At 70.6% G+C, this 14171-nt stretch carries 10 protein-coding genes; 3 read left to right on the top strand and 7 right to left on the bottom strand.

Annotated features, from left to right (window positions below; translation table 11 throughout):
• The first annotated feature begins 504 nt into the window (after positions 1-504).
• Positions 505-933, top strand: a complete 429-nt coding sequence (locus OG611_RS01635; protein ID WP_266414790.1) for an ATP-binding protein — start codon at positions 505-507, stop codon at positions 931-933.
• A 193-nt stretch (positions 934-1126) separates the two neighbouring features.
• Positions 1127-3655: a SpoIIE family protein phosphatase gene (locus OG611_RS01630; RefSeq protein ID WP_266425450.1), complete on the top strand. Its 2529-nt coding sequence runs from the start codon at positions 1127-1129 to the stop codon at positions 3653-3655.
• A gap of 34 nt (positions 3656-3689) precedes the next feature.
• Here the strand turns inward: OG611_RS01630 and OG611_RS01625 are convergent, their stop codons facing one another.
• Positions 3690-4403 carry a PspA/IM30 family protein gene (locus tag OG611_RS01625; RefSeq protein ID WP_266414787.1) on the bottom strand — a complete coding sequence of 238 codons (714 nt, stop codon included), beginning with the start codon at positions 4401-4403 and terminating at the stop codon, positions 3690-3692.
• 76 nt (positions 4404-4479) lie between these two features.
• Complete coding sequence (locus tag OG611_RS01620; RefSeq protein ID WP_266414786.1) at positions 4480-6588, bottom strand: TPM domain-containing protein; 2109 nt, start codon at positions 6586-6588, stop codon at positions 4480-4482.
• Between the two features lie 161 nt (positions 6589-6749).
• Here OG611_RS01620 and OG611_RS01615 point away from each other — a divergent pair, with 161 nt between their 5' ends.
• Complete coding sequence (locus OG611_RS01615) at positions 6750-7784, top strand: hypothetical protein (protein ID WP_266425447.1); 1035 nt, start codon at positions 6750-6752, stop codon at positions 7782-7784.
• Positions 7785-7859: 75 nt separating this feature from the next.
• On the opposite strand, the gene OG611_RS01610 is transcribed toward OG611_RS01615, so the two are convergent.
• From OG611_RS01610 to OG611_RS01590, 5 genes are all read right to left on the bottom strand, one after another.
• Positions 7860-9332 carry a glucoamylase family protein gene (locus tag OG611_RS01610; RefSeq protein WP_266414785.1) on the bottom strand — a complete coding sequence of 491 codons (1473 nt, stop codon included), beginning with the start codon at positions 9330-9332 and terminating at the stop codon, positions 7860-7862.
• Positions 9333-9615: 283 nt separating this feature from the next.
• Positions 9616-10818, bottom strand: a complete 1203-nt coding sequence (locus tag OG611_RS01605; RefSeq protein WP_266414784.1) for a glycoside hydrolase family 1 protein — start codon at positions 10816-10818, stop codon at positions 9616-9618.
• 89 nt (positions 10819-10907) lie between these two features.
• The gene (locus tag OG611_RS01600) at positions 10908-11816 is read right to left on the bottom strand and encodes a carbohydrate ABC transporter permease (protein WP_266414783.1); all 909 of its coding nucleotides are present in this window, start codon (positions 11814-11816) and stop codon (positions 10908-10910) included.
• Entirely contained in the window at positions 11813-12805 is a 993-nt protein-coding gene (locus OG611_RS01595) for a carbohydrate ABC transporter permease (protein ID WP_266414781.1), read from the bottom strand. The genes OG611_RS01600 and OG611_RS01595 overlap by 4 nt, the downstream gene beginning before the upstream one ends.
• A 5-nt stretch (positions 12806-12810) precedes the next feature.
• Positions 12811-14061, bottom strand: a complete 1251-nt coding sequence (locus tag OG611_RS01590; RefSeq protein WP_266414779.1) for a sugar ABC transporter substrate-binding protein — start codon at positions 14059-14061, stop codon at positions 12811-12813.
• Positions 14062-14171: the final 110 nt, after the last annotated feature.

Here is a 14171-nt window from a genome sequence, read left to right as displayed (position 1 = left end):
CGGGTCGCCCCCGTCCCGTCGCCCGGCGACCGGAACCACATCCCGCAACGGGCCCCGGAACCGGCGTGTTTGAGGGTGTGCCGGTTCCGGTGAAGGCGATGTGGAGGCCCGATCCGCCTACCCGGTCCGGCAGTTCGGGAAGGCGGGAGAGGCCGGGCTGCGCTCCGGAGGCCGCCGCCGTCGCCGCTCCGCGGCCATCATCGCCGGGTTCCCGCTGCATGGCCGACGGCATCGCGGGTACCAGCAGCAGAACCCATGTCCGGGCCGGGTGCGGTGCCGGTACGTACGGGGCGCGCTGGGCAGGCGGTCGACCGGGGCGAACGCCATGACGGCGGCGCGTGCCGATCGCCTTGTGCGCCCTTCTCTCTGTACACATCTGTTCGTGTGCGCGGCCGTACACCCGTACGCCCCACGTGTCGTTCCTGGCGATAGTTCACCCCAAATATCGGGTATGTGCTGAATAACCCTTGTAAACAGGGTGTTCCCCGCTGCGGGTCTTGGGAAGTGGTCGGCGTGATCGACAGTGGAGGCGATTGCGCCGAGTGGACCTTCCCGGCTGTGCCGGGCGCCGTGCGATCGGCGCGGCATGCCGTCCATGAGGCGTTGAGTGCCTGGGGGCTCGACTCGGTCGTCGGGGATGTGACAGTTCTGCTGGTCAGCGAGTTGGTGACCAACTCGATGCGGTATACATCGGGCCCCATCGGCGTACGGCTGGTGCGCCCTCATCTCAACGGCGACGGCCCCGCCGCACACCCGGGACTGCTCGTGGAGGTCTCCGATCCGCTTCCGGATCCGCCCACCGAACGTATGGCTGGACCGGAGGACGAAGGGGGCAGGGGACTGCAGCTGGTGGCGTGTTCTGCCCGCCGCTGGGGGACCCGTCGGGGAAAGACCGGCAAGACCGTGTGGTTCGAGCTGGCCCTGCCTGGTTAGGAGTGGAGTGGGACGGACAGCGATCACCAGGGGTCGGCCAGAAGCTGGCTGAAAGGGACTGAGACCGTGCTGTGATCGTGAACGCCGTGTCGGTTGGGGCCGGAGTGCTGAATACTGCGGGCAGGACCGGTCCGGTGTGTGAGCTGGAGGGGACGGTCGCGTGAGCGAAATACCTGGGACAGCGGGCGAGATCGTGTGGCAGAGCAGCCCGCCTGGCTCGATCTACGACTACATCAGGGTCGCCTCCTTCTCGATCGGCCCCGATGGCCTGATCGAGCAGTGGAGCCGCCGGGCCGCCGGCCTCTTCGGCATTGCCGCGGACAGAGCGGTGGGCCTGGATCCGGTCGAGGCGTTCATGCCCGCCGAACTGCGCACCGACGGCCGTCGCAGAGTCGGCGAGATCCTCGACGGCAAGGAGTGGACGGGCCTCGTCCCCTTCCGGATACCGGGCGAGGACGGCATGCGGGGGCTCGCCGAGATCTATGTGATGCCGAGCGGGACGGCGAGCGGCGAACGGGCCGCGCTCTGCATCGTCGTGGACGTCCGGGCGCTGCGCCACATCGAGACGGACCTTGCCGCGTCACAGGCCATATTCGGCCAATCTCCCTTCGGCTTCGTGCTGTTCGGTACGGACCTCGCGGTGATCCGCGCCAACCAGCGCTTCGCCACCGTCTTCGGCGGTCGGGCCGAGGACCACCGCGGCCGCACGGTCGAGGACTACCTCTCCGGCCCCGAGGCGGACCGGCTCACCGCCACCATCGAGCGCGTCCTGGCCACCGGGACGTCCGTCACCGATCTCCAGATCATCGGCACCGCGCCCGGCGAACCCGGCAGCCGCCACTGGTCCATGAACCTCTACCGCGTGCACAGCGGCTCCGGCCGCCCCATCGGAGTCGCCGGACTGGCCACCGACGTCACCCGGAGGCACATCGCCGCCCGCGAGGCCGCCAGCGCCCGCCGCAACCTCGCGCTGCTCAACGAGGCCAGTGCCCGTATCGGCAACTCCCTCGACCTGGAGACCACCGCCCGCGAACTCCTCGACGTCGCCGTGCCTGGCTTCTGCGACCTCGCCTCCGTCGACCTCTACCAGGGACTGCTCACCGGCGACGACGCACCACCCGGAAGCTGGGATTCGCTCCGTCAGGTATCCGTCGGCGGCTCCGCCGAACTGCGCCGCGTCGCCCTGGCCAGCGCGGTGTCGGACGCCCTGCCCGACACCACCGGGGACACCGGCTCGCCCGAGCTCGGCTCCGTGCACCGCTTCTCGTTCAACTCGCCGTGCGCCATCGCCCTGCGCACCGGCCACGTCGAGGACGTGCCCGGCGACGACCGGGGCTTCGTCCAGTCCACCCTCGCCGTACCGATGGTCGCCCACGACACGGTGGTCGGCCTGGTGCAGTTCTCCCGTACGAAGGGCAGCGAACCCTTCGGTGAGCGGGACCGCGCACTGGCCACCGAACTCGCCGCCCGCGCCGCGGTCTGCATCGACAACGCCCGCCTCTACCGCCGCGAGCACGAGCGCGCGCTGATCCTCCAGCGCAGCCTCCTGCCGCCCGGCGACCCGGTGGCCGCGGGCCTCGACATCGCCTGCCGCTACCTTCCCGGCAACACGGCCACCGAGGTGGGCGGCGACTGGTTCGACGTGATCGAACTCCCCGGCCACCGCACCGCCCTCGTCGTCGGCGACGTGATGGGCCGCGGGCTGCGGGCCGCCGTGGCCATGGGCGAACTGCGCACCGCCGTACGGACCCTGGCCCTCCTGGACCTGGAACCCGCCGAGGTGCTCTCCGCGCTCGACGAGGTCGCCCGCGGACTCGGCACCCCCGGCGGCGGCAACGCGTCAGGCGGCTCCCAATGGCCCTCACGGGCCGCCCACAAGTCCCGCGAGGCGGATCTCTCCGAGGTCTATCTGGCGACCTGTGTGTACGCGGTCTACGACCCGGTCACCCGGCGGTGCACCTTCGCCAACGCGGGCCACCTCCCGCCCGCCGTGGTCGAACCGGGCGAGGCCGCCCTGCTGCTCGACGTCCCGCCCGGAATGCCGCTCGGCGTCGGCGGCGAACCCTTCGAGGAGGTCGAGGTCGAACTGAAGGAGGGTTCCCTCCTCGCCCTCTACACGGACGGGCTCGTCGAGTCCCGCGACCATCCGCTCGACGAGGGCCTCGACGCCCTGCGCGGAGCGCTCGTCGATCCGCAGCGGCCGATCGAGGACCTCTGCGACCACGTACTGACCACGCTCGACACCCGGCACGGCGAGGACGACATCGCCCTGCTGATGGCCCGTATCCAGGGACTGCCGGCCGACGCGGTCGGCGACTGGCGGCTGCCCCGCGAGCCGCGCTCCGTCGGCCGCGCCCGCGAACTGGCCCGGGGCCGGCTGCTCGCCTGGGGCCTGGACGACCTGGTGGACACCACCGAACTGCTGGTCAGCGAGCTGGTCACCAACGCCCTGCGGTACGGGGAGGGCGAGATCCGGCTCAGGCTGCTGCGCGACCGCACCCTGGTGTGCGAGGTGTGGGACGCCGGACTCGTCCAGCCACGGCGGCGGCGGGCCCGCGACACCGACGAGGGCGGACGCGGACTCCAGCTGGTCGGGCTGCTGAGCGTGGCCTGGGGGTCGAGGCGGACACCGCGCGGCAAGACCGTCTGGTTCGAGCTGGCCCTGCCCGACGGGGAGCCGGCCGCCGAACTCTCGATCGAGCAGCTGCTGAGCATGTACTGAGCGGGCCACCGGGCCAGGGCCTGTCCGGCAGCGGTCATGAGGCCGTCTTCAGCGCGGCCAGCCGGGCATCGACCTCGGCGCTGTCGCCCAGACTGTCCAGCTGCTCGAACTGGGCGTCCAGGGACGACGCGGCGAGCTCCTGCTTGCCCAGCGCCCTCGCCTCCTCGCGCCGCACCTTGTCCTCGAAACGGCTGAGCTCGCTGGTCGGGTCGAGGACATCGATGTTCTTGACGGAGTCCATCATCTGGTTCTGGGCTTGGGCGGACTTGGCGCGTGCGACGAGTTCGTCCCGCTTGGACTTCAGCTCCGTCAGCTTGGTCTTCATCTGGTCCAGGCCGGACTTGAGCTTGTCCACCACCCCGGTCTGCGAAGTGATGGTCGGCTCCGCGGTCCTCGCCTCCTTCTCCGACTGGAGCTGACGGCCGAGCGCGACCTTGGCCAGGTTGTCGAACTTGTCCGCCTCCGCGCCCGACCCGGCCGCCCGCAGCTCGTCGGCCTTGCGACTCGCGGCGAGCGCCTTGCCGCCCCATTCCTTCGCCGCTTCCACGTCCTCCTGGTGGTCCTGTTCCATCAGCCGCAGATTGCCGATGGTCGCGGCGATCGCCTGCTCGGCCTCCGAGATGTTGGCCGTGTAGTCGCGGATCAGCTGGTCCAGCATCTTCTGCGGATCCTCGGCCTGATCGAGCAGCGCGTTGATGTTGGCCTTCGCGAGCTGGGTGACGCGGCCGAGAATGGTCTGCTTGGTCATGGACCTCTCCTTGTGCGAGTGCGGTTCTCCGGGTGGATTCCGTATGTGTCCTCGGGCCGGCATCCGTGCCGCCGGCTCAGAAACGGCCGCCGCCACCGCGCCGGCCGCGCGTGCCCCCGCCGCCGAAGCTGCCGGGCCCCCCGCCCCCCGTACGGCCCCCGCCGCCGAACCCGCCTCCGTAACCCCCGCCGCCGCGTCCGCCCCCTCCGCCGCCCAGGAGCCCGCCGAGGATGATCCCGCCGAGCACCGCGCCGCTGACCCCGCCGCCCCCTGCCCGGGTGCCGCCCGGACCGCTCCCGTACGACCGCACGTCCTGCTCGGCCAGGCTCCGGGCCTGCCCGGCCAGCGAGTCCGCCTGCTGCGCCTCGGCCAGCGCCCCCTGCGGATCCTTCGACCCGGCCAGCTCGCGGGACCGGTCCAGCCGCCGCTGCGCCTCCGCCAGACGGGTTCGGGCCTGGCTGCCGACCGCTCCCCGGTTCGTGGTGATGTAGTCGGCCGCGGCGGCGATCGCCGAGCGCGCGGTGAGCGTCGCCCCGTCCAGGAGGGAGAGCGCCCGCCGGTCGCCCTGTTCCCGCTCGCGGACGCCGGCCAGCGCCGCGTCGAGCGCCGCGTCCGCCTCCTCCACCCGGCGCAGCGCGTCGATCGGGTCGTACGGACCGGCCCGCAACTCCTCCCGCACATCGGCGAGCACCGACCGGGCGCGGGCCATCCGGCCCCGCAGGTCCGCCGTCGGCGCACCGCCCCCGGCGCCTTCGAGCAGCCCGCCCGCGTCGGCCAGGTCGGTCTCCGTCTCGGTGAGGGCGCCGGGCAGCTTGTCCGCCGCCTCCGCGAGTTCCCGGCGCCGCCGGTCCACGGCGTCGACGAGGGTGGTCGCCTGGTCGACGGCGCCCTCGGCGGCCCGGATGTACACCGCCGCCGCGGAATGGTCCGTGGCGTCCACCGACTGCCGGGCCCGGTTGAGGCTCGACGTGGCGAACAGGAGCCGGTCCTTGGCCTGCTCGATGTCACCGGTGACGGACGCGGACGCGGACTGTGCGTACCGGCCGCGCATCGTGGCCAGGGCGGCCTCGGCCGTGGAGACGCGCCCGGCGAGAGCCCGGAACGCCGCCTCGGCCGTGGCCAGGGCCTGAGGGGCGTCGCGTTCCAGGGCGCGCAGCCGGTCGAAGTCCTCGGACACCGCGTCGAGGCCAGAGCCCGCGTCCGCGCAGCGGCCGATGATCTCGTCCAGCATCCGGCGTCTGGTCGCGTCGTCCTCGGGAAAGGCGTCGTCCAGTTGCTGACGCAGCCGGAACGCGGCCGTCAGCTCGCCCTTCGCATGGCCGACGGCGTCCGTGAAGGGGGCCGCGGCCTCTTCGCCGAACTGGGCGGTGGCGAAACCCAGTTCCTCCTCGCTGGTGCGGACCGCGTCGTCGGTCTCCACCAGCGCCTCCTTCGCGCGGGCGTCGAGCTCCGGCAACGGCGTCGGCGGCGGACCGCCCGGTCCGGCGGAGGCGGGGCCCCAGCCCTTCGCGCCGGGCGTGGTGCGGGTGGTGGTCCGCCGTTTGCGCCGGGTGTACGCGTAGCCGGCCACCACTGCCGCCCCGCCGACGACGACCACCGGAAGAATCAGGTCCACGGCGCTCGTCCCGCCGGAGCCACCGGATCCGGGATCGGCGATCCCGGGTGTGACGGCCGGGGTGGGCACGGCCTTGCCGGCCAGTACGGCGGAGTACCCGTTCGCCGCGCCGATCGCCGCACCGGCCCAGTCGTTCTCCCTGAGCGCGGGCTCGATCGCCGTGCGTGCCACGTCCTTCAGCTGTGCGTCGGTGAGGCGTGAGCCCTGCTCGACGGTGTACGCGTACTGCCGGTCGTGGGTGGCGACGGCGAGCAGGACGTCGTCGTTGCCGAGGCCGTTCCGGTCGGCCGTCTGATCGGCCCAGCTCTGCGCGGACCGTCCGGAGAAGTCCCGCACGTACACGACGAAGAGCTGGACGCGGCGGTCCGCGTACAGCCGGTCGAGTGCGGCCCGCACCTGGTCCCTGCGGTCCCCGAGCGCCCCCACCTTGTCGGTGATCTGCCCGTCCCGGGACAGTGTGACGGGACCGTCGGCGCGAGCGGGGAGCGCTGCGGGAAGGGCCAGCCAGCACACCGTCATCAGCACGGCGAGAAGGGCCCGGCCCGGTATGGATATCCGGGTACGACTCACGAGCGGCATCACATTTGTGAGGCTATGTCCACCCTCTGTCACCCGCGACCCGGCGACCGGGCCCGCCATCGGTCCCCGGGAAGTGCGCCATGATGCCGTTCGTACGGCGACGGCACACCGGCATACAGGGGGAGACGGACGTGCTCACGGGAATCAGGCGCATGGCCGGGGACATACGGAAGAGGGCGGCCCGGTTCCGGTGGACCTGGCCGAGAAGGATCGCGCTGGGCGCGGTCCTGGTGATCGTGGTGCCGGTCCTCACCGCGGGTGTCGCCCTGCGGCTCAACTACTCCGGCGACCCGGGCGACGGCACCCGCACCCGTGGCCGCGACGCCATCTGGCTCGGCCACGCCTGGGTCGACGGGCGCAAGGACGACGCCGACCTCGCCGCGTTCGCCGCCCGGATCGAGGGGACGGGCATCAAGGACCTGTACGTCCACGCCGGACCGCTGGAACACGACGGCACCCTGCCCGCCACGAGCTACCCGAGGGCCCGGTGGCTGCTCGACACCGTGCACCGCACCCTGCCCGGCATCCGGGTCCAGGCCTGGCTCGGCGACGTACTCGCCACCGAGGGGCCCGACGGGCTGCGCCTGGAGCGGGCCGCGTCCCGCACCGCCGTGGTCGCGTCGGCACGGCAGATCCTGGACGCCGGGTTCGACGGCGTCCATTTCGACCTGGAACCGCTGCACTCCGGCGACCGCCACTACCTCTCGCTCCTCGACGACCTCGGTGCGCTCACCGGGGCGCGCAAGGCCCAACTGTCGGTCGCCGCCCACCAGATCGACCCGCTGCCGGCTGCGCACAGCGTGCTCGGCGCGCTCAGCGGCCGGCAGAAATGGTGGTCGCAGGAATTCTTCGGACAGGTCGCGCGCCGGGTCGACCAGATCGCCGTCATGTCGTACGACACCTGGATGCCCCTGGAGGGGATGTTCGGCGGCTATGTCGCCCAGCAGACGGCGCTCGCGCTCGAAGTGACGCCGAAGGGCACCGATCTGCTGATGGGACTGCCGTTCTTCCACGAGAACGACCTGGGACACCACGAGTCGGCCGAGACGGTCGCGGCCGCGGTCCGGGGCACCCGACTGGGACTGGGGCGCACGGACCGCGCCCGCGACCGGTTCGGGGTCGCGCTCTACGTCGACTTCGCCGCGCGGGACGGCGACTGGGCGGCGTACCGCGAGGGCTGGAACTGAGCGGCGGCGTACCGGGCCGGGGCCGGGCCCCGAGCGCTCCGCCCCGGACCGGTACGCCACCACGTTCCAGGGGGTTCAGATGGAGAACGCCTCCTTGGCGAGCAGCGGTCGCACCTTCGACTGGAACCCGCCGGTCCGGAACGGCCTCTGCAGCAGGCCGGGGCGGATCGCCTGGGCCAGTGCCGCGGCGATCATGCCCTGGTCGAGCGCGAGCAGGTAATCGCTGACCCGCCCGGTGCCGACATTGACGGAGTCCCGGAAGCCGTATCCGGCGTGGTACGCGCCGAAGTCGCGGTCGAGCGCGCGCAGGTTGGCGATCGCCTCGTCCGGTGCGTAGGGCAGGGCGAGGAAGGAGGCGTGCGGGGTGACCACGCCGTTGGTGAACGCCGACGCGGGCGGCAGCGGTTCGCCGTCCTTCGTGTACGTACGGTCGGTGTTGGAGGCGTAGCCGTCGACCTGCATGCCGATCGCGTCGACGCCGTACTCCTGGTAGCCGCCCTCGGGGATGTTGGCGGGGGAGAAGCCCCAGTACCCGTACCCCGCCTCCGCCATGCCGTGCTCGATCTGGCTGCGGACGTACCGGCGGTGCGTGAGGCCCCAGGACCTCGGCGACCACTCCGCCTCCGGCACGAACAGCGGCACCATCAGGGCCTCGAACATCGACCCGCCCCAGGTGGGCACGATCTTCCGGCCGCGGTGGGTGTAGTGCCCCTGCCAGACGCGTACGCCGTCCATGGCGACGTAGCTGCCCTGCGGGTGCTGCTCCTGCTCGTGCTCGGGGAGCATCGTGCGCAGCAGGTGCCAGTAGTGGTCGGCGGGCAGCGAGCCGTCCGCGATGCCCAGGTAACTGGCCATGCGCGGCTCCGTGTTGAGCGCGCCGTAGTGGTGGCCGGTGGGCTCCTCGGTGTCGGGCCAGAACCCGCCGCGCAGCTGGCCGGGGCCGGCGACCGGGTCGGCCGGGTCGTACGGCGTGTAGTAGTAGGACCAGTCGGCGGTCGCCAGGATGCGGGCGACGCGGGGGCGCAGCGCGGGCGAGGCGTCGGCGGCGATGCGCAGACCGGTGATCAGCCAGGCGTTGTCGACGGAGGACAGGAACGGGCGGACCGGGTCGCCGGTGCCGGGCCACTCGGTGAGGACCGAACCGTCGTGCGCGTCGTACCAGTTGAGCCAGAAGCCGTGGTGGCGTTCCAGCTTCTCGACGGCCCGCACGGTGCGCTCCAGCCTGCGGCGCATGGTGTCGTCGTCGATCACCCCGAGCCCGGCTGCGGCCACGGTCGACCAGAGGCCGCAGCCGATGTTGGTGGGGGAGGTCTGACGCGACTGGACGGGGGCGCCGGGCTTGCTGACATCGATCTTGTCGACGGCGAGACCGAAGTCGGTCGTCATGGCCTCGATCGAGCGATACGTGTCGCGGAACCAGCGCAGGAGCAACGGGGCGTGCGAGCCGCGCACGGGCTGGGCGGCGCCCGCCGGGGGCGCGGTCACGGCTCCGAGCGACAGGGCGGCGGCCCCTGTCCCCGCTGCGGTGAGAAACGTACGACGGTCCATCAGAACCCCTCGAAGAAGAGCCACCGACTGTGGGCGGTGGGCGGATTTCGTTCGTCGGTCGTGATTGCGGGCGCGGGGCGCCGTGCTGCGTACGGCATCCGCGTGCGCCGCCGCTCGTGAGCAGGGCAGGACACGAGCGGCGCCGTACGCGGGCACAGGGTCCGGGGGACCCTGCTGTACGGGAACCGGCGTCCGTCAGGTGTCGCCGGTTCCCGTACGGGCGGGAGCGGTCAGGTCGCTCCCGGTCGGGGGGAGCCGAGGTCGGTCGGCTCGGGGGCCGAGATCAGTCGGCGATGCGCGGCAGGGCGCGCGTGCGGCCCATCTCGCCCAGCCAGACGGCGGACGGCTTGGGCAGGCGCTCGAAGGTCTCCGGGTCCCAGCCGATCAGGCCGAAGGTGGGCTTGTAGGAGCCCCACTCGTAGTTGTCGAGCGCGCTCCAGGCCAGGTAGCCCTGGATGTTCAGGCCGTCCTGGATCGCGGACGCGACCTCGTTCAGGGCGCCGGTGTAGTAGTCGACCCGACGGCTGTCGTCGTCGGTCGCGATGCCGTTCTCGGTCACGATCAGCGGGATGCCGTTGCCCAGGACCTCGGCGGTGTGGCGCAGCGCGTGGCCGACCGCGGACGGGTAGTACTCCCACTGCGTGAGGGTGCGCTCGACGCCGTCGGCCGTCGGTATCGGGCCGTCGGTGCCGATCTTGGTCCGGGTGTAGGACTGCACACCGATCCAGTCGTCACCGCGGGCGGCCTCGATGAAGACGTCCTCGCGGGGGTGACGGTAGGCCGCGGTGACCTCCTCGGCGCCGGGCAGCGCCTGGTAGACCTGGTTGGCGATGGTCCAGCCGACCTGGATGGCCGGGTCGATCGCCCGGACCTCCTTGACGGCCGCGTGGTGCGCGGCGATGACGGCCTCGGTGGTCTCGTCGTCGGGGGTCGGCAGGCCGGCGGGCGGGAAGCTGTTGTCGCCCCGCTTGGCCTGGCCGGCCATCACGGCGATCATGTTCGGCTCGTTGATCGTGCAGACGTGGCTGACGCCCTCGGCGATCACCGGCGCGCAGGCCGCGACGTAGCGCGCGAAGAGCTCGGTCGCGCCCTCGGCGGTCCAGCCGCCGCGCGCCTCGAACCACTGCGGCACGGTGAAGTGGTGCAGGGTGATCATGGGACGCAGGCCGCGCTCGATGGCGCCCTCGACCATGCGGCGGTAGTGGGCGATCTCGGCCCGGGAGAACCGGCCCTCGACCGGCTCGATGCGCGCCCACTCGATGGAGAACCGGTAGTCGGTGAAGCCCAGACCGGCCAGCGTGTCCATGTCCTCGTGCCAGCGGTGGTAGCTGTCGCAGGCGTCCAGGCTGGGCTCCTGGATGTGGGTGCCCGCGGCGTGCTCCTTGACCCACCAGTCGCAATTGACGTTGTTGCCCTCGATCTGGTGGGCGGCCGTGGAGGCGCCCCACAGGAAGCCTTCGGGGAACGGGACCTGGGTGTGCGTCATCGCAAACCGTCTTTCTGGTGATGAAGGGGTGTGGCCGACGGGGTGTGGGGCCGTGGCCTCGTACGTTTCGGTGGGGCCGCCGGGGCGGGCTACTTCATGCCCGCCGTGGCGATGCCCTGGGTGAAGTGCCGCTGGAGCGCGATGAACAGGACCACGACGGGCAGGACGACCAGCAGGGAACCGGCCATCAGCATGCCGTTGGAGCCACCCGCCTTGTTGGGGTCGGTGGCGAAGGTGGCCAGCGCGACCGGCAGGGTGTACTTGTCGGGGTCGTTGGTCGCGATGAGCGGCCAGACGAAGTTGTTCCAGGAGCCCAGGAACGTGAAGATCGACAGCGTCGCCAGAGCGGGCTTCACCAGCGGCATCACGATGCGCCAGAAGATGTACCACTCACCGGCGCCGTCCATCCGGGCCGCTTCCAGCAGCTCGTCCGGGATCGACTGCATGAACTGCCGCATCAGGAAGACCCCGAAGGCTCCGGCGGCGAACGGCAGCACCAGGCCGGCGTACGAGTCGATCAGATGCAGCTTGCTCATCAGCACGAACAGCGGCAGCAGCATCAGGTTGCCGGGCACCATCAGGGCGCCGAGAACCAGGCCGAAGATCTTGTTGCGGCCGGCGAAGTTCAGCTTGGCCAGGGCGTACCCGAGCATCGAGCAGAACACCAGGTTCGAGACGGTGACCAGCACCGCCACGATCACCGAGTTCATGAAGTACAGCGGCAGATCGAGCTTGTCGAGCAGGTCCCGGAAGTTCTGCAGGGTCCACTCGGTCGGGAGCCACACGGGCGGGCTGGCCGTCAGGTCCGCTTGCGTCTTGAAGGCCGAGAGAGCCATCCACAGGAACGGCGCCGACATGATCAGCAGACCGACCGACAGCAGGACGTAGACGAGGACGCGCTTCGGGTTGCGGGTCTTCTTCGGCCCGGACGGCGGCGTGTCCACGGGCTTCTTCGACGGCGCCGTCGAGACGGCGCCCGGTGCACTGGTGGCGCTCATTTCGTGTTGTCCTTCAGCAGTCGGAGCTGCAGCACCGTGATGCCCATGATCACTACGAAGAGGACATACGCCATGGCACTCGCATAGCCCATGTGGAAGAAGTTGAAGCCCTCGCGGTACATGTTCAGCGAGACGGTGAGCGTGGAGTCCGAGGGACCGCCCTGGGTCATCACGAACGGCTCCTCGAAGACATTGAGGTAACCGATGGTCGTGATCACCGTGGCGTAGAGCAGCGTCGGCCGCAGCAGGGGCACGGTGATGCCCTTGAACTCCTGCCAGACACCGGCACCGTCCAGCCGCGCGGCCTCCCGCACCTCGGTGGGGATGGCCTGCAGACCGGCGATGAAGAGCACCATGACCGTGCCGAGGTTGCGCCAGACCGCCATCGCGATCATCGACGGCATGGCGAGCGTCTCGGAGCCCAGGAAGTCGGGCGAGGTGAGGCCCACTTCGGAGAAGAGCCCCGCGACGAGCCCGTCGCTCGGGTCGAGCACGAACCGCCAGACCACGGCGACCGCGACGATGGTCGTGACCACCGGGGTGTAGAAGCCGACGCGGAAGAAGGTCCGGGCCCGGTCGATGCCGTTGTTCAGCAGTACGGCGACGAGCAGCCCGAGGAAGATCGTCAGCGGGACGCCGATCACCACGAAGTACGCCGTGTTGAACAGCGACTTGAGGAACTTGTCGTCGCTGAACAGATTGACGTAGTTCTCGAAGCCGATGAAGTTCGCGTCCAGCGGGTGCGTGACATTGCGCAGCCCGAAGTCGGTGAAGCTCATCACCAGCGTCGCGACGATCGGGAACGCCATGAAGACGAGGAAGAGGACGAGGAAGGGAGTGGAGAACAGCCAGCCGGCCACGTTCTGCACGCCCATCGAGGCCTTCTTGCCACCCCGGCGACCCGCGGGCCCGGTGGCCGGGGACCCGGAGGCCCCCGGCCCGGCCTGCACCTTGGCCGTCTGAGCGGCCTTTGAGGTCATGGTGCGCATGACTCCTACTTCACGAGGCCTTCGATTTGGGACTGGGCGGTCTTGAGCGCGTCCTCGGCGGACGCCTTGCCCTGGGTGACCTTGGCGATGGCCTGGTCGACCTTGTCGGTGATCTCCGTCCAGTTGGACAGCGACGGCGAGGCCTTGGCGGTGTCCATCTGCTTCTTGAACACCTGGAGGTCGGCGTCGTCGGCCAGGGTGCCGGAGGTCCAGGCGGAGGTGTTGGCCGGCAGGTCCTTGGTGCGCTTGTACCAGTCGGCCTGGCCCTTGGTGTCCGTCAGGTACTTGATGAACTCGGTGGCGGCGGCCTTGTGCTCGCTGTCCTTGGAGATCACCAGGGAGGAGCCGCCGGCCATGGAGACGGAGGACTTGTCGGCGGGCACGTTGGCCACCGCCCACTTGCCCTTGAGCTGCGGCTGGCCCTCGTTCAGCAGGGTGACGTGCCACGGGCCGCCGAAGAACATCGGGACGCGGCCGTTGCCGAAGTCCTTGACCACGTCGTAGCCGGGCTGCACGGACTTGTTGGAGAGCCCCTTGTCGAAGTACGAGCCGTACTCCTTGAGCGCCTTGACGGCCTCGGGGCTGTCGATGACGGCCTCGCCCTTGTCGTTGACGATCTCGCCGCCGGCCGAGTACAGGAAGGAGTAGAAGTTCTGCACCGTGTCCAGGCCGCTGGGCTGGATGGACAGGCCCCACTTGGTTCCGGCCTTTTTCTGGTAGGCCGTGGCGAGGTCCTGCATCTCCTTCCAGTTGGTCGGAGCCTTGGTGATGCCGGCCTTCTCGGCCAGGTCGGTGCGGTAGTACAGGACGCGGGTGTCGACGTACCACGGCACGCCGTACGCCTGGCCGTCGACCTCGCCCTGCTTCCAGCCGGACTGGAAGTAGTCCTTCTCGTTGAAGGTCTTGGTGTCGACCGGCTCCAGCACACCGAGCTCGGCGAACTCGCCCATGTAGCTGCCGCCCATCTGCGCCACGTCCGGCAGGGTGCCGGCGGCGGCCGCGGAGACCAGCTTCTGGTGGGCGACGTCCCAGCCGACCGGGGTCACCTTGACGGTGATGTTCGGGTTGGCCTTCTCGTAGACCTTGGCCACATCCGCGAGCTTTTCGCCCTCGGCCCCCATGGCCCAGACGGTGAGCGTCTGCTTCTTGTCCGCGGCGACATCGTCGCCACCGGAGCTGCCGCACGCGGTGAGACCGAGAGTGAGCGCAGCCGTGACTGCGATACCGATCGAGGCGTTTCTGGCGGTGCGGGACATGGAGGGCTCCTCCTTGAGCAATCCGGATGTATGCGCTGCCTGTAAGCGCATACATCACTCTGCGGCAGAGATTCAGGAATCCGCAAGAGGGTGCTAGGTCACACTCGTGC

The sequence above is a fragment of the Streptomyces sp. NBC_01363 genome, from assembly GCF_026340595.1.
GTDB lineage: Bacteria > Actinomycetota > Actinomycetes > Streptomycetales > Streptomycetaceae > Streptomyces.
The sequence above is the reverse complement of the archived record's forward strand: the minus strand, read 5'-3'. Positions and strand labels throughout refer to the sequence as shown.